At 68.2% G+C, this 20,592-nt stretch carries 19 protein-coding genes; 15 read left to right on the forward strand and 4 right to left on the reverse strand.

All coding sequences use genetic code 11. The features are described from left to right. The first annotated feature begins 131 nt into the window (after nucleotides 1-131). Nucleotides 132-1,130 carry a sensor histidine kinase gene (locus HUA75_RS31185; RefSeq protein ID WP_141647419.1) on the forward strand — a complete coding sequence of 333 codons (999 nt, stop codon included), beginning with the start codon at nucleotides 132-134 and terminating at the stop codon, nucleotides 1,128-1,130. Here the strand turns inward: HUA75_RS31185 and HUA75_RS31190 are convergent. Then, nucleotides 1,069-1,644, reverse strand: a complete 576-nt coding sequence (locus tag HUA75_RS31190; RefSeq protein ID WP_141647408.1) for a cysteine dioxygenase family protein — start codon at nucleotides 1,642-1,644, stop codon at nucleotides 1,069-1,071. The genes HUA75_RS31185 and HUA75_RS31190 overlap by 62 nt on opposite strands. A 124-nt stretch (nucleotides 1,645-1,768) precedes the next feature. Between HUA75_RS31190 and HUA75_RS47790 the strand changes: the two genes are divergently transcribed. The 3 genes from HUA75_RS47790 to HUA75_RS31205 all read left to right on the forward strand — a co-directional run bounded on the left by HUA75_RS47790 (nucleotide 1,769) and on the right by HUA75_RS31205 (nucleotide 6,296). Continuing rightward, nucleotides 1,769-3,247, forward strand: a complete 1,479-nt coding sequence (locus HUA75_RS47790) for an FAD/NAD(P)-binding protein (protein WP_174488460.1) — start codon at nucleotides 1,769-1,771, stop codon at nucleotides 3,245-3,247. Between the two features lie 131 nt (nucleotides 3,248-3,378). After that, complete coding sequence (locus tag HUA75_RS31200; RefSeq protein WP_141645121.1) at nucleotides 3,379-4,659, forward strand: hypothetical protein; 1,281 nt, start codon at nucleotides 3,379-3,381, stop codon at nucleotides 4,657-4,659. 185 nt (nucleotides 4,660-4,844) lie between these two features. Continuing rightward, the gene (locus HUA75_RS31205) at nucleotides 4,845-6,296 is read left to right on the forward strand and encodes a hypothetical protein (protein WP_174454452.1); all 1,452 of its coding nucleotides are present in this window, start codon (nucleotides 4,845-4,847) and stop codon (nucleotides 6,294-6,296) included. A gap of 1 nt (nucleotide 6,297) precedes the next feature. On the opposite strand, the gene HUA75_RS31210 is transcribed toward HUA75_RS31205, so the two are convergent. After that, nucleotides 6,298-7,083 (reverse strand): 2-keto-4-pentenoate hydratase, encoded by a 786-nt coding sequence (locus HUA75_RS31210; RefSeq protein ID WP_141645123.1) that lies wholly within the window; start codon nucleotides 7,081-7,083, stop codon nucleotides 6,298-6,300. 233 nt (nucleotides 7,084-7,316) lie between these two features. Here HUA75_RS31210 and HUA75_RS31215 point away from each other — a divergent pair, with 233 nt between their 5' ends. Next, nucleotides 7,317-7,928 carry an outer membrane beta-barrel protein gene (locus HUA75_RS31215; protein ID WP_174454450.1) on the forward strand — a complete coding sequence of 204 codons (612 nt, stop codon included), beginning with the start codon at nucleotides 7,317-7,319 and terminating at the stop codon, nucleotides 7,926-7,928. Between the two features lie 72 nt (nucleotides 7,929-8,000). Here HUA75_RS31215 and HUA75_RS31220 read toward each other — a convergent pair whose 3' ends face one another. Together HUA75_RS31220 and HUA75_RS31225 are read right to left on the reverse strand one after the other, a co-directional pair. After that, the gene (locus HUA75_RS31220; protein WP_141645124.1) at nucleotides 8,001-8,783 is read right to left on the reverse strand and encodes an SDR family oxidoreductase; all 783 of its coding nucleotides are present in this window, start codon (nucleotides 8,781-8,783) and stop codon (nucleotides 8,001-8,003) included. A gap of 42 nt (nucleotides 8,784-8,825) precedes the next feature. Further along, nucleotides 8,826-10,565, reverse strand: a complete 1,740-nt coding sequence (locus HUA75_RS31225) for a HAMP domain-containing sensor histidine kinase (RefSeq protein ID WP_174488461.1) — start codon at nucleotides 10,563-10,565, stop codon at nucleotides 8,826-8,828. 285 nt (nucleotides 10,566-10,850) lie between these two features. Here HUA75_RS31225 and HUA75_RS31230 point away from each other — a divergent pair, with 285 nt between their 5' ends. The 10 genes from HUA75_RS31230 (at nucleotide 10,851) to HUA75_RS31275 (ending at nucleotide 20,588) form a co-directional block, all read left to right on the forward strand. After that, nucleotides 10,851-12,293 carry an aldehyde dehydrogenase gene (locus HUA75_RS31230; RefSeq protein WP_174488462.1) on the forward strand — a complete coding sequence of 481 codons (1,443 nt, stop codon included), beginning with the start codon at nucleotides 10,851-10,853 and terminating at the stop codon, nucleotides 12,291-12,293. A gap of 21 nt (nucleotides 12,294-12,314) precedes the next feature. Further along, nucleotides 12,315-12,743: a RidA family protein gene (locus tag HUA75_RS31235; RefSeq protein WP_141645127.1), complete on the forward strand. Its 429-nt coding sequence runs from the start codon at nucleotides 12,315-12,317 to the stop codon at nucleotides 12,741-12,743. After that, nucleotides 12,744-13,268 (forward strand): 3-hydroxyanthranilate 3,4-dioxygenase, encoded by a 525-nt coding sequence (nbaC, locus tag HUA75_RS31240; RefSeq protein ID WP_174488463.1) that lies wholly within the window; start codon nucleotides 12,744-12,746, stop codon nucleotides 13,266-13,268. It begins immediately after the preceding gene. Continuing rightward, a complete protein-coding gene (locus HUA75_RS31245) occupies nucleotides 13,265-14,281 on the forward strand; it encodes an amidohydrolase family protein (protein ID WP_141645129.1) in 1,017 nt (338 codons plus the stop codon). The genes nbaC and HUA75_RS31245 overlap by 4 nt, the downstream gene beginning before the upstream one ends. Further along, nucleotides 14,278-15,558, forward strand: a complete 1,281-nt coding sequence (gene kynU / locus HUA75_RS31250; protein ID WP_141645130.1) for a kynureninase — start codon at nucleotides 14,278-14,280, stop codon at nucleotides 15,556-15,558. The genes HUA75_RS31245 and kynU overlap by 4 nt, the downstream gene beginning before the upstream one ends. Further along, the gene (locus tag HUA75_RS31255) at nucleotides 15,545-16,942 is read left to right on the forward strand and encodes an NAD(P)/FAD-dependent oxidoreductase (RefSeq protein WP_217446352.1); all 1,398 of its coding nucleotides are present in this window, start codon (nucleotides 15,545-15,547) and stop codon (nucleotides 16,940-16,942) included. The genes kynU and HUA75_RS31255 overlap by 14 nt, the downstream gene beginning before the upstream one ends. Beyond that, nucleotides 16,920-17,657: an SDR family oxidoreductase gene (locus tag HUA75_RS31260; protein ID WP_141645132.1), complete on the forward strand. Its 738-nt coding sequence runs from the start codon at nucleotides 16,920-16,922 to the stop codon at nucleotides 17,655-17,657. The genes HUA75_RS31255 and HUA75_RS31260 overlap by 23 nt, the downstream gene beginning before the upstream one ends. Before the next feature lie 331 nt (nucleotides 17,658-17,988). After that, complete coding sequence (locus HUA75_RS31265) at nucleotides 17,989-19,248, forward strand: AAA family ATPase (RefSeq protein WP_174488465.1); 1,260 nt, start codon at nucleotides 17,989-17,991, stop codon at nucleotides 19,246-19,248. After that, nucleotides 19,245-20,060, forward strand: a complete 816-nt coding sequence (locus HUA75_RS31270) for a hypothetical protein (protein WP_174488466.1) — start codon at nucleotides 19,245-19,247, stop codon at nucleotides 20,058-20,060. Before HUA75_RS31265 ends, HUA75_RS31270 begins: the two co-directional genes overlap by 4 nt. Before the next feature lie 369 nt (nucleotides 20,061-20,429). Beyond that, nucleotides 20,430-20,588: a hypothetical protein gene (locus tag HUA75_RS31275; protein ID WP_254627857.1), complete on the forward strand. Its 159-nt coding sequence runs from the start codon at nucleotides 20,430-20,432 to the stop codon at nucleotides 20,586-20,588. Nucleotides 20,589-20,592 lie beyond the last annotated feature (4 nt).

Below are 20,592 nucleotides of genomic sequence, written 5' to 3' on the forward strand. Positions count from 1 at the left end.
GGGCACCCACCCTCGCGCGGGCCGACATCGGCTCCTTGCCCGACACGGCCCGGCGGTGTTGACTGGGAAGGTCCGCTCCGCCTCCGCGCGCAGCACTCGGGACGGACACCTGACGCCGGGACCGCGACGTGATGACGCTACGAGCCAGGGTGCTGTTGATGTCAGCGGTGGCGCAACGGCGCGGCACGCTGCGCCGCGCCTTCCAGACTCGCGCGGGATTTCCGCACGGAGTGGAGCGTCCAGGGACGGACCTCACCCGCGAGGCCGGCGAGTCGGGCAGGCGGTTGGAGGAGACGGTGCGGGAGCGGACCGCGGAGCTGGAGGCCGCCAACGCGAAGCTGTCCCGCAGCCTGGAGCAGTTGCACGCCACCCAGGCGCAGCTGCTCTTCGCGGACCGGCTCATCGCCCTGGGCCGCATCGCCGCGGGTGTCGGGCACGAAATCAACAACCCCCTCGCCTTCATCCTCAGCAACCTGGAGTACATCCACCAGGAGCTCCAGCAGAAGGAGCAGCTCCCCGAGCGCGAGCGCCAGGAGGTGCTGGAGGCGCTGGCGGAGACGCGCGACGGCGCCGAGCGCATCCGCCTCATCGTGCGTGACTTGCAGACGCTGTCGCGCTCGGAGGACGTGGGCAGCGGGCCCTCGGACGTGGGCGCGGTGGTGCGCACGGCGGCGAAGATGGCCATGCATGAGCTGCGGCACCGCGCGCGACTCGTCGTCGAGTGTGACGGCGTGCCGCCCGTGCAGGGCAACGGCTCGCGGCTGGGGCAGGTGTTCCTCAACCTGCTGCTCAACGCGGCGCAGGCCATCGTCCCCGGTCAGGTGGAGGTGAACGAGGTGCGTGTCGTGGCGCGCGAGGCGATGCCCGGCCGCGTCGCCGTCGAGGTGCGAGACACCGGCTGCGGCATCTCCCCCGAGCACCGCGAGCGCATCTTCGACCCGTTCTTCACCACCAAGCCCCTGGGCGTGGGCACCGGCCTGGGCCTCGCGGTGTGCCACGGCATCGTCACGTCCCTGGGCGGCACGCTGACGGTGGAGAGCGCGCCCGGTCAGGGCAGCATCTTCCGCGTCACCCTGCCCGTGGCCGGCGCCTTCGCCCAGCCCCCACGTCAGCTGGACGCGGCGGTTTGAGCGACGCCACCTGGTCGTCGTAGGGCGTCATGCCCTCCATCGGCGGCGCATAGAGGTGCAGTGACACGGCGCCGTGTCGCGACGTGTTGAGGACGCGGTGGATGGTGTCCGACTCCTCGAGCAGCAGGTCGCCCTCCGCCGCGCGCACGGACACGTCGGGCACCAGCCTGTCTCCAGCCCACGCGTAGCGCGTCTCCCGCAGCTCGCCTCGCACCAGCAGGGACACACCCGACGAGCCCCCGTGGTCATGGACGAGCGAGCCCTGGCCCGGGCCCCAGCACACCAGCAGCAGCTCGCACGCCCGCGTCTTCGCCAGCGTCTTGCGCACGTAGCGCGCGGGGTCGAACTCGACGAACGACTCCAGCAGCCCCCAGTCAGGCCGGCTGTCGCGAAGCCTCTCCACCAGCCACGACAGCGAGGGAATGGACCCGCGTCGCTCAGGCAGGGGCCAGCCCAGCAGGCTTCTCGCGTCCGGGACTTCTCCGTCCCAGTCTTCATTGGGGCGCTCGCGCAATGGCTCCTCCCGGCATGTGCGTGGGAGTGTGGACACGCTCTCGTACCGCGACCAGGGGTTGGCATTCGATTGTCCACGCACATCCACGGATGCCGCTGGACGGGAGCGGACATAGGATTGCCGCGTGCAAGTTCAGAGCAGCCCTTGGGACGTGGCGGTGGTGGGGGGCGGGGCCAGCGGAACGTTGTTGGCCATCCACCTCTTGCGACAAGCGCGCGCGCCGTTCCGGATTCTCCTGGTGGAGCGCGGCGGGCGGGTGGGACAGGGGCTTGCCTACTCGACCCGGAGTCAGCGTCACCTGCTCAACGTCCCCGCCTCGCGGATGGGCGCCTTCGCGGACGAGCCCGAGCACTTCCTGCGCTGGCTGCGCCAGGAAACACCCGACACGGAGGCCGGCGACTTCGTCCCTCGCCTGCGCTACGGCCAGTACCTGGAGGCCGTGCTGAAGGAGACCGTCGCGCGCGCTCCGCCGGGCGTCCAGTTGGGGACGCTGCCAGGCGAGGTGACGTCCACCCGGGAGCATGGCGGACTGGTGACGCTGTCGACGCGGAGTGGCGGAGAGCTCGTCGCGCGGACGGTGGTGCTGGCGCTGGGCAACGCGAGCCCCGCGGACCTGCGCGTGGCGGACGGCGGACTGTATGCGAGCCCGCGTTATCACCGCTCGCCGTGGGCACCGGATGCGCTGGCGGGCATTGGCGAGCACGACGCGGTGCTGCTCATCGGCACGGGCCTCACCATGGTGGACGCCGTGCTGTCGCTGGAGCAGATGGGGCACCAGGGCCCGCTGCACGCGCTGTCGCGGCACGGGCTCCTGCCGCACCGTCATCCGCGCGCGGCGGCCCCGGGGACGTATGCGTCGCCCGGCATCCGCGACGTGCTGCGCGCGCTGCGCCGCGAGGGACTGCGCGCTCCGGAGCCCTCCCATCCCATCCCCGTGAGGGTGCGCGCGCTCTTGCGTGTCCTCCGCCACGAGGTGCGTCTGGCGACCCAGGCCGGGGCGAGCTGGCGCGCGGTGGTGGACGCGCTGCGGCCCGTGACGGTGCCCCTGTGGCAGCGGCTGGATGACGGAGAGCGCAAGCGCTTCCTGCGGCACCTTCGCGCCTATTGGGACGTGCACCGCCACCGGATGGCGCCGGATGTCGGCGACGGGGTGGAGCGGCTCAGGGCCCAGGGCCGGCTCGCGCTGTACGCGGCCCGGGTGCGCGGCTTCCAACTGGACGACTCCGGCACGGTGCGGGTGAGCGTGCGGCGCCGGGGCGAGCGGCGGGAGGAGCAGCTCCAGGTCCACCACGTGGTCAACTGCACGGGGCCGGAGGGCTCTGTCACCCGCCATGGTCACCCGCTGCTCAAGCACCTGGCGGAGGCGGGCCGGGTGCGCCCGGATGCGCTCGGCCTGGGCCTGGACACCGACCGCCACGGGGCGCTGCTGGACGCGCGCGGACATGCCGGGGGCCGCCTCTTCACCCTGGGCCCCCTGCGGCGCGGAGAGCTGTGGGAGACCACGGCCGTGCCGGAGATTCGCACCCAGGCCCGCGCCCTGGCCGAACACCTCCTCAAACGCCTGGGCCACGGCTTCGTCGCCCCCCGCCGCAGCGCCGGCTGAGCCCGGACTGGCAGTGAATCCTATCCAAGGATGGGTGGAAATCCCTGGAGCCGGGGTTTCGTGCGAGGCTTCGGCCCGCGTTACTCCCCCTCATGACTTCTCATCGCTCTCTCGTCACAGTCGCTGGAGGCGTGTTCGCCGTCCTCCTCGCCTGCGCGGGGGGCCTGGCGTACGTGAAGTTGCGTACGGGGCCGCTGGAAGCGCGGCTGGTGCGCGAGGTGAACGAGCTGACGCAAGCGCGGTATGCGCGGCCCTCGCACGCGCATCCGCCGAGGCCGGGCACCTTCGCCCGCCACCTGGAGCCGCTGCTGGATGACGTGTTGCACCTGTACCAGGAGCGACAGAAGTCGGGCACGGGGCCGGACTCCACGCTGGGGCAGTCCTGCCGGGACGTGGCGGACGGGAAGCTGCCGACGTCGGCGCTGTCCTCGGCGTGCGCCGAGACGCTGGAGCGGGCGCGGCCCCTGTTGGAGCAGGTGCTGGCGGCGACCCACGCGGAGGTCGGCGGGCTGCCGCGGAGCCTGGGGGTGCTCGCGCCCTTCACCCAGGCGCGCGCGAACGGCAGGTTCGCGTTGATGTACGTGGTGAACCTGGCCGCGCTGGACACGCGGCTGAAGCTCGCCGAGGGGCGGCCCCTGGCGGCGCTGGACACGTGCCTGGACGCGCTGGCGCTGAGCCGGGAGCTGGAGCTGGGCGGGGGGATGGAGGGGCAACTGCTCTCCGCCACGGGCCACGGCGTGCTCTACCGGCCGTGCGCGGACGCGCTGGACGCGGCGCCGACGGAGCGCAAGCGGCTGGCGATTTCGCAGCTGGTGAAGCTGGCCGAGGGCTTCGCGCCCTTCTCCATGACGCTGCGGCACGAATCGGCGCTGGTGCAGTTGGTCCACTTCCGGGGGCTGCTGTCCGACGAGGCCCTGGCCGCGCTGCCTTCGGGCAGTCAGGACTGCGTGCCGCCGGAGCTGCGGGACGCGGAGGCCTCCGACGACGGCCCCCTGGCGGCGCGACGCGCGTGGTGGACGCTGGTGGAGGGCTTCGACGCGCTGACGACCGCGGCGGACCTGCCCACTCCGGCGCGCCGGCGGGCCTTCGCCCTCATGGAAGCCAGCGAGGAGGAAGAGCAGTTGGGCTCCATCCATGGGCCCCACGTCGCCACCTACGGCGAGTACGCCGAGCGACTGGACCTGCGCAAGCTCCAGCACGACGCGCTCATCACCCTGGCGGAGGTCGACCTGGCGCGCGCCGAGCGGGGCCACTGGCCGGAGTCGCCGCCCCGGCACAAGGACTCCTCCTTCGTGCTCGAGACGCTGGGCCCCACGGAGGCCCGGCTCCAGCCGTGCTCGCGCGCCCATGCGGCCCACGGCCTGCGAGTGACCGCGGACCCGCCGCCCACCACGCGCCAGCCCAAGCCCTGAGCGACGCCAGGACGCCTCCTGTGCCCTCAGGCGGGCAGGCCGGTGTCGGCGGCCTGCTCGGGTACCCTTCAGGGCCTACCTTCCTGATGGACGCGTCACCGCCCTGGAGGGGGTATGGACCTGCCGCACGCGAGGAGTCCCGGCTGGGATTCTCCGAAGCGCTCCGGGTGTGAAGCAGGGCCGCCATGAGGGCGCGCCGCTTCGTCGCGGACTTCGACTCGTCGGCCGCCATGCTGCGCGCGCTCGCGGGCTTCCTGCACGGCCGCGACTTTCCCGCGCTGGGCACCCACCGCCACACGAGCCCGCTGTTCGAGGCGCTGCTCCCCGTCGTCAACCGCCTCCCGGTGCCGAGGCGCGAGGCCGCCTATGTCCGCAGCGGACTGGCCGAGGCCCTCACGCCGCGCGCGCTGACGCACTTCGATGCGGAGGCCCTGTCGCGCTGGGTGGTGGCCCGCTATCCGCGCCAACGCTATCCGGCCGCCGTGGTGGGCTCCTCCAACGGCGCCCTGGTCCACCTGTGCGCGGCGCTGGGCATTCCGTGGCTGCCCCAGACGCAACTGCTCGCCGTGCGTCACGACGGGCGCGTGCCCGTGGACGAGCCGCTCCAGCACCTGGACTTCGCGCGAGAGCCCGCGCGCCGGTTGCTGGAGTCCCATCCAGACCTCCAGTTGCACCACACGCACGACGCCAACCACGACCGGCTCCTCTTGCGAGGGCTGACGCACTTCCGGGTGAAGCGACGACGCCTGGGCGTCGCCTACGTCCGCTTCCTGGAGGACGTGCTGGAGCCCGGCGCCACCCTCTTCGTGTCCGAGTGCGAGCTGCGCTGGCCGACGCTGCGACAGGGCGAGCGGCACGTCTTCCAGCACGGGGCGCTCGGCGGCGCGAGCCCTGACGAGTACTACCTGGGCGGCCCGCGCGTGGAGGCGTACCTGCGGCGCCAGGGCTCGCCGCGTCCGCGCTGGCCCACGCCGCCTCCGGACAGCGACAGCCCGGAAGCGGAGTGGGGTTACGAGCCCGCGCTGAGCGAGGACCTCCAGCGCCTGGCGCGCAAGCGACGCTGGCGACTGCGGCGCATCGTCTATCCGGAGCCGGAGGCGCTCAGCCCGCTGGTGGCGGACCTGTACCGGCACTGGTACCGCGACAGGCACATGCCGCTGGGGCGGTTGCTGGTGGAGTCGTCGATTCTGATGGAGCCCTGGTGGGCGCTGCGCGGCGGCGCGGTGCCGTTCTGGATGGTGCTCAACACGCGGCCCTCGGCGCGCGCGCTGGAGCACTACCTGGACGCGTCCGAGCCGTGGGAAGCCCTGTACCTCATGCTCTGCTCCCGGGGCGTGGAGTCCATTGGCCTTGCGCCGCTGCAACGCTGGCGGGAGCTGCTCTCCCGGGGTTTGGACCGGGGTGAGTTCCTGGGCGTGGACGAGCAGGAGTATCCGCGCGACTTCGCCGCCGTCGTCCGCTACCACCCCGCGGTGAAGCGGGCGATGGCCGCGCGCTACCCGATGCCGGAGCGGCTGGACTTGAAGCGCCTGGACGCGTTCCTGCGCCAGCACGGGGACCGCTACCCGGTGCGCTGGGAAGAGGCCGACACGAGCCCGCGCCACTCGAGCGCGGGCGTGTCGTCCTGGATGCACTGAGCTACGCGGCCGACACCGCCACGGAGCCCAGGCCCTCCACGATGAGCCGCACCCGGTCTCCGGGCTGGAGCATGTGCGCGACCGTGGCGGCGCCCGCCAGGACGATGCTGCCGGCGGGGAGCACCTGGCCGCGCAGCGCGAGCAGCTCGCACAACTGCACCACCGACAACACCGGGTCCCCGGAGATGGCGTCCGAGCGGGCCGACTGCGCCAGCGCGTCGTTCACCGACATCTTCATCTCCAGCCGCGTCAAATCCAGCGAGCGCGGCGGGTGCTCCTCTTCCCCGAGGACGAACAGCGAGGAGGACGAGTTGTCCGCCACCACGTCCGGCAGGGAGAAGTACTTGAAGTCGCGGTAGCGCGAGTCGAGGATTTCCATCGCGGCGAACACGGACTCGCACGCGTCCAGCGCCTCCTCGCGCGTCACCGTCCCGCGCAGCTCGCGCGCGGTGCGGAAGGCAATCTCCGGCTCGATTTTCGGGTGGATGCCCTGGCCCAGGGCGATGACCCCGTCCGCCGCCACGCGCATCCGGTCCGTGAGGACGCCGTACACGGGCGAGTCCAGGTTCATCTGCCGGCGCTTGGCCTCGGACGTCAGGCCCATCTTCAGGCCGACGACGCGCTCACCGTCGGCGAGGCGCAGTTGGAGGCCCGCCTCCTGGACGGCGTAGGCCTCCGGCAGCGTGAGCTTCGGCAGCTCGTTGGTGAGGGGCGGTACCTCGCGCCGCTCTCGCCGCGCGGCGTCGAGGCGTCGGGCCAGCTCCGAGGGGTCCACGGTCTGCGTCATTGCATCCCTCTCCAGGTCGGTTCAGCGCGGACAGACGCGCCGGGCGGCGCAGCAGAGCACGGCCGGGGGTCCCAGGCGAGGCGGCTGATGCGCAGGTTGTCCCGCGTCGGGGTATAAGCCGCGCGCACCGGAAGCACGGGGCTTCCGGGGACTGGATTCACCGGGCCAACGTGCTGCATAACCCCGGTTCCAGCCCCCGGCCGGGGCGGGCCTCCGAAGCAAGGACTCCCATCATGCGACTCTTCTGGCTCTTCGCGGCAGTGCTTCTTCCGACCTCGGCGGCGTTCGCGGACGAAACCCCAGGGCGGCACACCCACGACGGCTTCTACCTGCGCGGTCAGCTCGGCATCGCCTACACCCACTCCGAGGCGCAGGAGATTGACCTGGCGCTCAAGGGCGCCGGCGCCACCATCAACCTGGAGCTGGGCTACGCGCTCATCGAGAACTTCATCATCTACGGGAAGCTCTTCGGCACCTCCACGCCGAACCCGGACATCCAGTTTGGCGACACCACCATCGAGGGTGACGACGACGGCGACGTGAGCAGCAACTACGCCGCGCTCGGCGTGGGCGCCACGTACTACTTCATGCCCGTCAACCTCTACATCTCCGGCGCGGTGGTGGCCAACCAGCTGAGCATCACCCAGGACGGCGAGCGCGAGGCGGAGACGGACTCCGGCGTCGGCCTGCATTTTGGCCTGGGCAAGGAGTGGTGGGTGAGCAACAACTGGGCGGTGGGCATCGGCGGCGAGGTGGCGCTGGGCCGCATCCGCAGCGACAACGACGATGGGGACGACTGGAACGTCACCCACTTCTCGCTGCTCTTCACCGCCACCTTCAACTGACCGTGGGACGGGTGGCCGTGACGCTTCCGTTTCTTCCGAAGTGTCACGGCCCCTCCATCGGCGTGAGTGTGCTCAGGCCTGCTGGTTGAGCCCCGCGGCGATGGCGCGCGCGGCGGAGCGCGGGCTGAAGCGCACCATGAAGGCGGCCAGGCCGTTGAGCGCGCCGTGGATGGCCAGCACCCGCCCGCGCAGCATCGCCTTGTAGGCGTGCTCCACCACGTCCTCGGGCTTCGCCACGCCGGAGCGCTGGAACAGGCGGCTCTTGTCATTGCCCGCCTTCTGCGCGAACTCCGTGTGTGTCGCGCCGGGGCAGGAGCACGTCACCGTCACGCCGGTGCCCTTCAGCTCGTACGCCAGCGCCTCCGACAGCGACACGACGAACGCCTTCGTCGCGTAGTACGTGGACATGTAGGGCCCGGCCTGGAAGGCGGCGGTGGAGGCCACGTTGAGGATGCGCCCATGGCCGCGCTCGCGCATGGGCCGGGCGAACAGGTGCGTGAGCTTCAGGAGCGCGGTGCAATTCACCTGCACCATCTCCGCCTCGCGTTTCACGTCCTGGTCCAGGAAGGGGCCCGAGGAGCCGAAGCCCGCGTTGTTGACGAGGAACTCCACCTCCAGCCCGCGCTCGGCCACCTGCGCGAAGAGCTGCTCGGGCGCGTCGGGCTGGGACAGGTCCGTGGGCAGCACGTGGGCCTTCACCCCGTGCTCCTTCTCCAGCGTCGCGGCGAGCGCTTCCAGCCGCGCCGCGCCGCGCGCGACGAGGATGACGTCGTGCCCGTCCCGGGCGAAGCGCCGCGCGAAATCCACTCCGAGGCCAGCCGAGGCTCCGGTGATGAGGGCCACCTTGCGTGACATGTTGTTTCCTCCCAGCGCCTTTATAGCCGAGCGCGGGAGGACTCACGCGGTGCTCTCGTGCCGGGGGAGGCTGACCTCGAAGCGGCTGCCCATGTCCGGCTCGCTGCGCACGCCGATTTCGCCGCCGTGCGCCTCCACGATTTGCCGGGTGATGTAGAGCCCCAGGCCCAGTCCCCCGTAGTGGCGCTCGCTGACGGCGCGACCGAAGCGCTCGAAGATGTGCGACTGGTACTCCCGCGCGATGCCGATGCCCGAGTCCTCCACGCGCAAGAGCACCCGGTCCGCCTCGCCCCGAAGCGCGATGTGCACGGGCTGGCCCGCGCCGTACTTCAGCGCGTTGGCGAGCAGGTTCGTGAGCACCTGCTCCAGGCGGACACGGTCCCAGTGCCCGCGCAGGTCGCCCTGGAGGGACAGCGACACGGGGCTTCCGGCCTGACTCGCGGGGACCGCCAGCCGGTCCTTCACCTCGCGCGCCACGGCCTCCAGATTCACGTCCTCGCGATGCAGCGTCAGCCGACCGCTGGACAGGCGCGACACGTCGAGCAGTCCGTGGACGAGCCCCGACAGCTTGTCCACCTGGCGCTGCACGACGTCGAGCTGCGAGACGACCAGCGGCGTGGGAAGGAAGGGCCGGTCCTTGCGCGTCTGCCGCCGCAGCCACTGCAGGCGCAGTTGGAGCGGGGTGAGGGGTGTCTTCAGCTCGTGACTGGCCACGGCGAGGAACTCGTCGCGCAGGCGCACGGAGCGGCGCGCCTCGCGGTACAGCCGGGCGTTGTCCACGAGGAGCGCGGCGCGGCGGGCCAGGTCCTGCGCCGTCTCCAAGTCCGTCTGGTTGTAGTGGCGCGAGGGGCGCACCGCGAGGAAGGTGAGCGCGCCCAGTGAGCGGCCTCGCGCGAGCAGCGGCACGGCGAGGATTCCGTGGAAGCCCACCTCGCGCATCGTCTCGAAGTGGGCCTCGCTCACGGAGACGGCGCGCAACCACGCGTCGTCGATGTTGTCCACGAGCAGGGACTCGGCCTGACGGGCCACGCGGGTGGTGGGGTGCGCGCTGCCCTCGGGCCCGGGAGGAAAGTCCCGCACGCGCCGGGCGAGCGCGTCCAGGCCGGGTTCGGCATGCGCCACCGACGTGCGCTGCACGGTGCCCGACTCGTCCACGATGTCGACGAAGCACCAGTCCGCGAGGATGGGCACGCAGAGCCGGGCCAGCGTGTCGAGCGTGGCCTTCGGGTCCAGCGAGGATGAGGCCAGGAGGCGACTGGCGTCGGCGAGGAAGGCCGCGCGCTGCTCGGCGGCCTCCGCTTCCGAGCGTGCCTGCTGCTCCTCACGCAACAGGCGCGCGGACTCCAGCGCCAGTCCCGCCAGCCGGGCGAGTCGGTGCAGGGCCAGCTCGTCCTCGCGACTGAAGTCGCCCACCTCCCGGTCGAAGAGGTAGAGCACGCCGGCGTCCGAGGGCAGCGAGGCGGAGATTCGGCCGCGGGGCTCCGCGCGCGCGCTGCGACGCTCCCTCGCCGTGCGACCCGGCTCGTCGCCGGAGGGCACCGCGTAGCCACCCCAGACCTCGTAGGCCCGTGAGAGCGACGTGACGCTCGCCCCCCGCGTCTTCCCGACGGTGGGCGTCATCACCACGGTCGCCTGGTGGGCGCGCGTCAGACGGCGGGCGATCTCCACGAGCACGGCGAGCGCCTCTTCGACGGTCGCGGCCGACAGGAGCTGCCTCGAGTCCGCATCCTCCGCCGCGCGAGCCTCTTCCAGCGACATGGGCGCGACAGGTTCCATCGGCATGTTCGACTCCCCTTGGGTTCAACCCCGTCCGGCCCCTCACCCCCTCCGGCCACCCGTGGGCCTTCACTGCTCCCCTGCCCTCCGGACAGCCTGGGCCGTCATGCGTTTGACGCGAGCGGACGACATGGTGGGGTGCGCCTGCCGTGATGCTGGTGACGGCTCCGTCGGTTGCGTACATTGCGCGCCGTTCGACCGGGGTTCCCGCGGTCCCCCTCCCTCTCGGCAACCGAGGAGGCGGGCGCCCGTGAGCGACTCGTGGTGCGGGCACGCACGGAGGGTCCAGCCATGGAGAAGGTGCTCAACTACATCGGTGGGGAGCTGCTGCCCGCCCGCGGTGGCCAGTGGCTGGACAAGCCAGAGCCCGCGACGGGGAAGACGTACGCCCAGGTGCCCGACTCGGACGCGACGGATATCCAGCACGCGGTGGAGGCCGCCACGCGCGCCTTCCCGGCCTGGTCCGCCACGCCCGCCGCCGAGCGCTCCCGCCTGATTCGCCGCCTGGCCGACGCCATCCGGGGCCGCCTGGACGACTTCGCCCGCGCGGAGTCCATCGACTCCGGCAAGCCGCTGTCCGTCGCGTCGAGCGTGGACATCCCGCGCAGCATCCTCAACTTCGAGTTCTTCGCGGACGCGGTGACGCAGTTCTCCAGTGAGGCGCACGCCACCGACGGCGTGGCGCTCAACTACACGCTGCGCTCGCCCCTGGGCGTGGTGGGCTGCATCTCGCCGTGGAACCTGCCGCTGTACCTGCTGACGTGGAAGCTCGCGCCCGCGCTGGCCATCGGCAACTGCGTGGTGGCCAAGCCCTCCGAAGTCACGCCGATGACGGCGTATCTCCTGTCCCAGGTCTGCCGCGAAGTCGGCCTGCCGCCGGGCGTGCTCAACGTCGTCCACGGCCTGGGCCCCAAGGTGGGCGCCGCCATGAGCCAGCATCCGGACATCGCCGCCATCTCCTTCACGGGCAGCACCCGCGTGGGCTCGGAAATCGCGCGCGTGGCGGCGCCGAACTTCAAGAAGCTGTCACTGGAGATGGGCGGGAAGAACCCCAACGTCATCTTCGAGGACTGCGACTTCGAGGAGGCGCTGGCGACGACGGTGCGCTCGTCGTTCTCCAACCAGGGGCAAATCTGTCTGTGCGGCCCGCGCATCTTCGTGCAGCGCCCCCTCTACGAGCGCTTCAGGGACGCGCTGGTGGCGCGCACGCGGGCGCTCAAGGTCGGCGACCCGCTGGAGGCCGGCACCGAGCAGGGCGCGCTGGTGTCACAGCAGCACTTCGACAAGGTGATGGGCTACATCGACCTGGCGAAGCAGGAGGGCGGGCGCATCCTCGCGGGAGGCCGGCGCGCGAGCCTGTCCGGCCGCTGCCGCGAGGGCTGGTTCGTGGAGCCCACGCTCATCGAGGGCCTGGACTCAGCGTGCCGCACCAACCAGGAAGAAATCTTCGGGCCGGTGGCCAGCATCATCCCCTTCGACCAGGAGGACGAGGTGCTCGCGTGGGCCAACTCCACGAAGTACGGCCTGGCGGCCAGCGTGTGGACGAAGGACGTGACGCGAGCGCACCGCTTCGCGTCCCGACTGCACAGCGGCATCGTCTGGGTGAACTGCTGGATGCTGCGAGACCTGCGCACGCCGTTCGGTGGAGTGAAGGATTCGGGCGTGGGACGCGAGGGCGGGTGGGAAGCGCTGCGCTTCTTCACCGAGCCGAAGAACGTGTGCATCAAGCTGTGACGCGCTGGACGGAGACACGACGTGAGCACCAGTGAGCGAGTCGATTCCCAGAAGGCCCCGGAGCCCGTGGGCCTGTACCCCCACGCGCGCCGCGTGGGCAACCTGTTGTTCCTGTCGGGCGTGGGCCCGCGTGAGCGCGGGGTGAAGAAGATTCCCGGCGTGGAGCTGGACGCCGAGGGAAACATCACCTCGTACGACATCGAGGCGCAGTGTCACTCGGTGTTCCGCAACGTCCGCTACATCCTGGAGGCCGCGGGCTCGTCCTGGGAAAAGCTGGTGGACGTCACGGTGTACCTGACGGACATGAAGAAGGACTTCCCCACGTACAACCGGCTGTGGGCGGAGTACTTCAAGGACAACCCGCCGTGCAGGACGACGCTCGAAATCAATCGGCTGCCCACGCCCATTGCCATCGAGCTCAAGTGCATCGCCACCATCGGAGACGACTGAATGGGCCGCCTGACCCCCATCAACTTCAAGAAGTGGATTGATGAGCACCGCCACCTGCTCAAGCCGCCCGTCGGCAACCAGCAGGTGTGGGCGGACCGCGAGTTCATGGTCACCGTGGTCGGCGGCCCCAACTCGCGCACGGACTTCCACATCAACGAGGGCGAGGAGTTCTTCTACCAGTTGGAGGGCACCATCAACCTGCGCGTGCTCGACGACGGCAAGCCCGTGGACATCCCCATCTCCGAAGGGGACATCTTCCTGTTGCCGCCCAAGGTGCCGCACTCGCCGCAGCGTCCCGCCGGCACGGTGGGCCTGGTGCTGGAGCGCCGCCGCCTTCCCGGAGAGCTGGATGGCTTCATGTGGCTGTGCCCCACGTGCGGCGAGAAGCTCCACGAGGAGTTCGTGCACGTCACCAATCTGGTGACGCAGCTGCCGCCCATCTTCGAGCACTTCTACGGCAACCCGGACAACTGCACGTGCAAGAAGTGCGGGACGAAGGTCACCAAGGAAGGGCCGAAGCGTTGAAGGTCGACATCCACACGCACCTGTTGCCGGAGAAGCTGCCGCGCTTCGCGGAGCGCTATGGCTATGGCGGCTTCATCACGCTGGACCACCACCAGCCGTGCCGAGCGCGGATGCTGCGCGACGACGGGAAGTTCTTCCGCGAGGTGGAGAGCAACTGTTGGGACCCGGTGAAGCGCATCGAGGAGTGCGACGCGGCGGGCGTGCACGTCCAGGTGATTTCCACCGTGCCGGTGATGTTCAGCTACTGGACGAAGCCGGAGCACGGGCTGGATTTGTCGCGCTTCCTGAACGACCACGTCGCCTCCGTCGTGCGTGAGCACCCCAAGCGTTTCGTGGGCCTGGGCACGGTGCCGCTGCAGTCGCCGGAGCTGGCGATTCGCGAGCTGGAGCGGTGCGTGAAGGAGCTGGGCCTGGCGGGCGTGCAGATTGGCAGCCACGTCAACGACTGGAACCTCTCCGACGAGAAGCTGTTCCCCTTCTTCGAGGCCGCGAGCGAGCTGGGCGCGTCCATCTTCGTCCACCCGTGGGACATGATGGGCGAGGCGAAGATGCAGAAGTATTGGCTGCCGTGGCTGGTGGGCATGCCCGCGGAGGTGTCGCTGGCCATGTGCTCGCTCATCTTCGGCGGCGTGCTGGAGCGGCTGCCCAGGCTGCGCTTCGCCTTCGCGCACGGTGGCGGCTCGTTCCCCGGGACGCTGGGGCGAATCGAGCACGGCTTCGAGGCGCGTCCGGACCTGGTGGCCGTGGACAACAAGGTGCCGCCGCGCGACTACCTGGGCCGCTTCTGGGTGGACTCGCTGGTGCACGACGCGGAGACGCTGCGCTTCATCGTCAAGCTGTTCGGCGCGGACAAGGTGGCGCTGGGCAGTGACTATCCGTTCCCCCTGGGCGAGCTGCGCCCGGGCACTCTCATCGAATCGATGAGCGAGCTGGCGCCCGACGCGCGCGAGCAACTGCTCTGGAAGAACGCCCTGGCGTGGCTGGGGCGCTCTCGCGAGGACTTCGCACCATGACGACGACGCTTCCCTACGAGGACTCCGAGGACTTCGCGCGCCGCGCCGACGCGGAGGACCCGCTGCGCACCTTCCGCGACGCGTTCCTCTTCCCTCAAGCCCCGGACGGCAAGCCGGTGGTGTACCTGGCGGGCAACTCGCTGGGGCTCCAGCCGCGCAACGCCGCGCGCTACGTGCAGGAGGAGCTGGAGGACTGGGCGAAGCTGGGCGTGGAGGGGCACCACCAGGGGCGCCACCCGTGGCTGCACTACCACGAGCTCGTCACCGAGCAGGCCGCGCGGCTGGTGGGCGCGAAGCCGCAGGAAGTGGTGGTGATGAACACCCTCACGGTGAACCTGCACCTCATGATGGTGTCGTTCTACCGGCCCACGCGCGGGCGGTTCAAAATCCTCGTCGAAGGCGGCGCGTTTCCGTCGGACCAGTACGCGGTGGCGTCCCAGGCGCGCTTCCACGGGTATGACCCGCGCGAGGCGGTGCTGGAGCTCAAGCCGCGCCCCGGTGAGGAGACGCTGCGCACCGAGGACATCCTCGCCACGTTGGACCAGCACGGGCACGAGGTGGCGCTCGTGTTGCTCGGCAGCGTGAACTACCTCACGGGCCAGGCGTTCGACCTGGCGGCGATTACGCGCACGGCGCACTCGAAGGGGTGTCTCGTCGGGTTCGACCTGGCGCACGGCGCGGGGAACTTGAAGCTGTCGCTGCACGACGACGGGCCGGACTTCGCGGTGTGGTGCTCGTACAAGTACCTCAATGGTGGCCCGGGGAGCCTGGGCGGCGTGTTCGTCCACGAGCGTCACTCGCGCTCGCGGGACATCCCCCGCTTCGAGGGCTGGTGGGGACACGACAAGACGACGCGCTTCCAGATGGGGCCCGACTTCGACCCGATTCCGGGCGCGGAGGGGTGGCAGTTGTCCAACCCGCCCATCCTCCAGCTCGCGGCGCTGCGCGCGTCGTTCGAGCTGTTCGACAAGGCGGGCATGGAGGCGCTGCGCGCGAAGAGCGAGCGGCTCACGGGGTATCTGGAGTTCCTGTTGGACAAGTTGCCGCCGGCCTTCGTGCGCATCACCACGCCGAGGGACCCGAAGCAGCGCGGCGCTCAGCTCTCACTGCGCTTCAAGGGCGAGGCGCAGGGGATGCTCAAGCGACTGTCGGATGCGGGCATCGTCTGCGACTTCCGCAAGCCGGACATCATCCGCGCGGCGCCCGCGCCGCTGTACTGCAACTTCACCGATGTCTACCGCTTCGTGAAGACGCTGGAGGGCCATGCCCGTGGGTGAGCGGAACGAAGCCGTCACCGTGGTGGGCGCGGGCCTCGTGGGTTCGCTGCTCTCCGTGTTCCTGGCGCGCCGGGGCTACTCCGTGGAGGTGCTGGAGCGCCGTCCGGACATGCGCCGCGAGGTCATCGACGCGGGCCGCTCCATCAACCTCGCCATCTCCACGCGCGGCCTGTACGCGCTGAGGCAGGTGGGGCTGGAGGAGGAGGCGCTGAAGCACGCCATCCCCATGCGCGGGCGGATGATTCACCCGCCGAAGGGAGCGCTGGCGTACCAGCCCTATGGCAAGGACGACTCGCAGCACATCAACTCGCTGTCGCGGGCGTGGCTGAACAAGTTCCTGATGTCTGCGGCGGAGACCACCGGCAAGGTGCGCATCCGCTTCAATCAGCGGGTGACGCAGGCGGACCTCGTGACGGGGTCGCTCACGGTGATGGACGAGGCCACTGGGCAGGAGCGTAAGGAAGCGGGCCGCGTGTTGTTCGGCACGGACGGCTCCGGCTCGGCGGTGCGGCAGGCGATGGAGCAGGTGCCGGGCTTCGCGGCGACGCAGGAGCAGCTCGGGCACGGCTACAAGGAGCTGACGATTCCGGCGGGCCCGGGCGGCGCGTTCCAGATGGAGAAACACGCGCTGCACATCTGGCCGCGCGGCACGTACATGCTGATTGGGCTGCCCAATGAAGATGGCAGCTTCACGTGCACGCTGTTCCTGCCGTGGAAGGGGCCGGTGAGCTTCGAGTCGCTGGACACGCCGGCGAAGCTGGAGGCGTTCTTCGAGGAGCAGTTCCCCGACGCGAAGGCGCTCATCCCGGATTTGACGGAGGCCTTCTTCGCGCGGCCCACGGGCGGCATGGTGACGGTGAAGTGCGCGCCCTGGCGCGTGGGCGACAAGGCCCTGGTGCTGGGCGACGCGGCGCACGCCATCGTCCCCTTCTTCGGCCAGGGGATGAACTGCGGCTTCGAGGACTGCACGGTGCTGGATGGGCTGTTGGAGCAGCACGGCACGTGGGCTGACGTCTTCGGGACGTTGGAGCGGCTGCGCAAGACGAACGCGGATGCCATCGCGGACATGGCGGTGGAGAACTTCGTGGAGATGCGCGACAGCACCGGCAGCCCGCGCTTCCTGTTGGAGAAGGCCGTGGAGAAGGCGCTGCTCAATGCCTTTCCGGGCGAGTTCGTCAGTCGCTACTCGATGGTGAGCTTCAGCCGCGTGCCGTACCGGCTGGCCTATGAAGTGGGGGCGATTGCCGGTGGCATCGTCTCCGAGTTGTCCGAGGGGCTGACGCGCGCCGAGGACGTGGACCTGGGGCGGGCGAAGCAGCTCATCCAGGAGCGGCTGGTGCCATTCATGAAGGAGCACGCGGATGGATTTCGGACTCAAGGGTAGGCGCGCGCTCGTCATGGGCGCATCGGCGGGGCTGGGCTACGCGACGGCACAGGCGCTGGTGAAGGAAGGCGCCACGGTGGCCATCTGCTCGCGCGGTGGCGACAAGTTGGAGCGCGCGGCGAAGGAGCTGGGCGCGGCGCTCGCGGTGCCGTGTGACTTGAACCAGCCGGGCGCGGCGAAGCGACTGGTGGACGAAGTTGTCGCGAAGCTGGGTGGCGTGGACGTGCTCGTGGTGAACACGGGCGGGCCTCCGGCGGGCGGCTTCGAGTCGCTGACGGCGGAGCAGTGGCAGCTCGGCTTCCAGAGCCTGTGGATGGCGGCGGTGGATGGCATCCAGGCTTCGCTGCCGGGGATGAAGGAGCGCAAGTGGGGCCGCATCGTCCTGGTGACGTCGCTGGCCGCGCGCGAGGCGATGCCCAACCTCACCATCTCCAACGGCCTGCGCGCCGGGTTGCTCGGGCTGGTGAAGACGGTGAGCAACGAAGTGGCGCAGCACGGCGTCACGCTGAACGCGGTGCTGCCGGGCTTCCACGCCACCGAGCGGATGACACAACTGGGCCTCACGGACGAGAAGGTGGCGCCGCAGATTCCCGCGCGGCGACTGGGTCGTCCCGAGGAGCTGGCCTCGCTGGTGGCGTTCCTGTCTTCCGAGCAGGCCTCGTACATCACCGGCCAGTCCATCGTCGTCGACGGCGGCGCGCAGCGCGGGTTCTGAAGCGACTTTGCTAGAGTTGCTTCGATGCATTGAGTCCGTTCAACTGAGGGAGATGGCCTTGACGATGCCGGAAAGCCAAGCCTGCATACTCTGCGGAGTTCCGAGGAATAGCCCTGGACCCGGCAAAGAGGGTCGGCCCACTACGCCAGAGGCGCACGGCCCACATGGCGACAGACCGTGATGGATGTTCGTCTGACCAAGCACATCCTTGCCGCTCATCAGATGTCGGTCGGTACATTGGGGGGCCTCTCGAATCCTCTTCGACGTAAGTCGGAGGTCTCTATGAAGTTCAAATCGACTGCCCTCAAATGGGTCGTGATAAAGGTACCACATGGCTACAAAGCGTAAGCGCGTTCGGCGGGCTCAACTGCCCCCTTCCCGACGAAGTACTGCAAAAAAAGCGCGCGCCACCAAGATCAAACGTCCTAAGCGAGTTCCGCGGCTGACTCTCACGCGCATAAAACTCGATGGCTTCAAGGCAGTGAAGTCTTCTGGCTACGTTGAACTGAAACCACTGACACTTCTTATTGGCCGCAATGGCAGTGGGAAAAGCTCACTTGTCGAAGCCCTGCAATGGATGCAAGACGCTTACTTTGATGGACTGCTTGAGGCGACTGGCCGTCGCTTCCGTGCATATTCGTACTTACTCAACAAGCGGTCGACGACCACAACACTTCACTTAGAATTTCAATCGTCGGGGAAACCTGTCTACTACGACCTCAATGTTGGAGGAGCTGCAGGTAGCTTCGACCGCCCTATCGTTCGCGACGAATCTCTATTCTGGGGTCGAACAAACGCGCAAAAAACCATCCTCTCCACCACAAAGGGCTCAAAAGGCCCAGTGTACCGAAATGTCGAGGGAATGAATCCTGAGAGAAACGCTGATCGCCTTGGCATCGCATCAATGTCAGATGGTCATGTTTCGCTACAATCGATAGCACGCTTTGTCGAGCGGATGGTTGTCCTTCGCCTAAGTCCCACAATGATGCGCTTCGAGTCGCGCCTTGAGCGGGCAGCCGGCCGGATGCTGGATGAGGAAGGCGCACAACTACCTGCACTCATCGCATCCTTCGACGACAGTCAGCGCGCGTGGGTGCGAGAGCGCGTCTCCGCTGTCCTGTCGGGAATCAAAAATGTAAAGATCACCAAAACGGACCGCGCACGGGGATACGTAACCGCTACTGAGCGCATGAAATGGCGCGGTGGTGGTCGGCAAGTAGATCTGCCCAGCTGGATGCTGTCTGAAGGTACACGCCGAATTACTGCTCTCTTTGCCTTACTCGCTGCGAACCCACGTCCATCACTTCTCGTTATTGAGGAGATCGAGAATGGCCTCGACCCCTGGACGCTTGAGTATGTCTTTCAAGCACTAAGAGAAGCATCGTCGGAGGGAACTCAAGTCATCATCACAACACACTCACCCTTCCTACTAGATCACGTCAACATTGATGAGGTTATTCACGTTCGTCGAGAAGAGGGCGACTCTACGTACCGCGCTATCTCTACCTACGCGGACGTCGCCAAGTTTGGTGACGCCGTCGCGCCCGGAGGTATGTACATCGCCGGCTATTTCGGCGGTGATGAATCATGAGCGCAAGGAGAAAGCCAGTAATCGGGCTCTTTGTTGAAGGCTCTCGCCCCACCGATCCCTTACGCGACGATTTCGGGAAAATGTGGCAACACCTTGCCGACCACTTTGGACGCGACATCGAACTCAAGGTATTTGGAATAAGCAAGGGTCAAATCGTACGACTGCAATCCGATCTGCCCGTCAAAAAGGGTGCAACTAAGCTTATTGCCAAGGGGCAGACACAGCTTGTCGGTGGCGGCGACCCACTAGATGTCGCCATTCAGCGCGCTTACGAAAAGGACCGATTTGACCGTGTGATTATCGCGTTTGACCGCTGGAGGCCCAATCAAATCCTCTCCCCTGAGGAGCAGGATCTACCATGCCCAATGCGCCCGGAGGTGAGTTTCGTTTTACGCCATCTCGCAGTGAGCAAGTATCTCGACAGCATCTTCCGAAATGCGGCAAAAGCACTTCTGCTGCGGTATGAATCACGCACCGAACTGCGCCCGCGTGCGGGCAAACTCAGTGCGTTGGAGGTAATATTCATGAATCCAATGTTTGAGGCGATCTTTGTCTCGGACGAGCAAACAGTCCGCAAAGCACTTGAGGTCGAAAAGAAGAAGCCTAAAGATTGGCCAAAATTCAAAACGTACGAGGCAGAACTAGACAAAAGGGTTCTCGACATTGCCATACTGGCCGTGAAATACCAGCGCAATGCATATACAAACGCAAAGTCGCGTTGGGGGCATGCGTTTGTCAGGGCTGCATCGGCCGACGCAGCGCTCTGGGAACATCCCATTGCAAGTCGCCTTGGTCGGGTGATTACAGCGTAGTAGCCTAGAAACAAAAGGCTCGTAGCTATATGCCTTTACATGGAGTGTCGGTATGCGACGGCCAAATCGCAGTTTTCGTTCGGCCGTACTCCTTTACCACTCCAGGAAGTCAAAAGCTCTGTGACAGAGCGACAATTCCCGCTCCGAGTGCGAGACAGAAGTTCTTGGGGAATGCCGCTTATGGGAACGAAGACGATGACCTCGGGGAATCGCGCCAACTCCTTGGGACGGTCACAACCTGATAGTCGCGAGAGTTCGCCGACTACTGCTCCGGTCGGTCAGCAACCTCGTCCGCCACTTCACTGACTGTAGGGTTACCACTCTAATAATAAGCGACCTCGAGACGCTGGCTTCCACGCTACGGAGCGGATGACGCAACTGGGTCTCACGGACGAGAAAGTGGCTCCGCAGTTTTCCGCGTGGCGACTGGGCCGTAACGCGGAACTGGTGGCGTTCCTCTCCTCCGAGCAGGCCTCGTACATCGCCGGCCAGTCCATCGTCGACGGCGGCGCGCAGCGCGGGTTCTGACCTC

The sequence above is a fragment of the Myxococcus sp. CA040A genome (assembly GCF_013336725.1).
Classification (GTDB): domain Bacteria; phylum Myxococcota; class Myxococcia; order Myxococcales; family Myxococcaceae; genus Myxococcus; species Myxococcus llanfairpwllgwyngyllgogerychwyrndrobwllllantysiliogogogochensis.

What these genes read in the sequence shown, in the direction of transcription:
- HUA75_RS31185 (WP_141647419.1), top strand. Translation starts at nt 132, where the DNA reads ATGACGCTACGAGCCAGGGTGCTGTTGATGTCAGCGGTGGCGCAACGG.
- HUA75_RS31205 (WP_174454452.1), top strand. Translation starts at nt 4,845, where the DNA reads ATGAGGGCGCGCCGCTTCGTCGCGGACTTCGACTCGTCGGCCGCCATG.
- HUA75_RS31210 (WP_141645123.1), bottom strand. Translation starts at nt 7,083, where the DNA reads ATGACGCAGACCGTGGACCCCTCGGAGCTGGCCCGACGCCTCGACGCC.
- HUA75_RS31215 (WP_174454450.1), top strand. Translation starts at nt 7,317, where the DNA reads ATGCGACTCTTCTGGCTCTTCGCGGCAGTGCTTCTTCCGACCTCGGCG.
- HUA75_RS31220 (WP_141645124.1), bottom strand. Translation starts at nt 8,783, where the DNA reads ATGTCACGCAAGGTGGCCCTCATCACCGGAGCCTCGGCTGGCCTCGGA.
- HUA75_RS31225 (WP_174488461.1), bottom strand. Translation starts at nt 10,565, where the DNA reads ATGCCGATGGAACCTGTCGCGCCCATGTCGCTGGAAGAGGCTCGCGCG.
- HUA75_RS31230 (WP_174488462.1), top strand. Translation starts at nt 10,851, where the DNA reads ATGGAGAAGGTGCTCAACTACATCGGTGGGGAGCTGCTGCCCGCCCGC.
- nbaC (WP_174488463.1), top strand. Translation starts at nt 12,744, where the DNA reads ATGGGCCGCCTGACCCCCATCAACTTCAAGAAGTGGATTGATGAGCAC.
- kynU (WP_141645130.1), top strand. Translation starts at nt 14,278, where the DNA reads ATGACGACGACGCTTCCCTACGAGGACTCCGAGGACTTCGCGCGCCGC.
- HUA75_RS31255 (WP_217446352.1), top strand. Translation starts at nt 15,545, where the DNA reads ATGCCCGTGGGTGAGCGGAACGAAGCCGTCACCGTGGTGGGCGCGGGC.
- HUA75_RS31260 (WP_141645132.1), top strand. Translation starts at nt 16,920, where the DNA reads ATGGATTTCGGACTCAAGGGTAGGCGCGCGCTCGTCATGGGCGCATCG.
- HUA75_RS31265 (WP_174488465.1), top strand. Translation starts at nt 17,989, where the DNA reads ATGGCTACAAAGCGTAAGCGCGTTCGGCGGGCTCAACTGCCCCCTTCC.
- HUA75_RS31270 (WP_174488466.1), top strand. Translation starts at nt 19,245, where the DNA reads ATGAGCGCAAGGAGAAAGCCAGTAATCGGGCTCTTTGTTGAAGGCTCT.
- HUA75_RS31275 (WP_254627857.1), top strand. Translation starts at nt 20,430, where the DNA reads ATGACGCAACTGGGTCTCACGGACGAGAAAGTGGCTCCGCAGTTTTCC.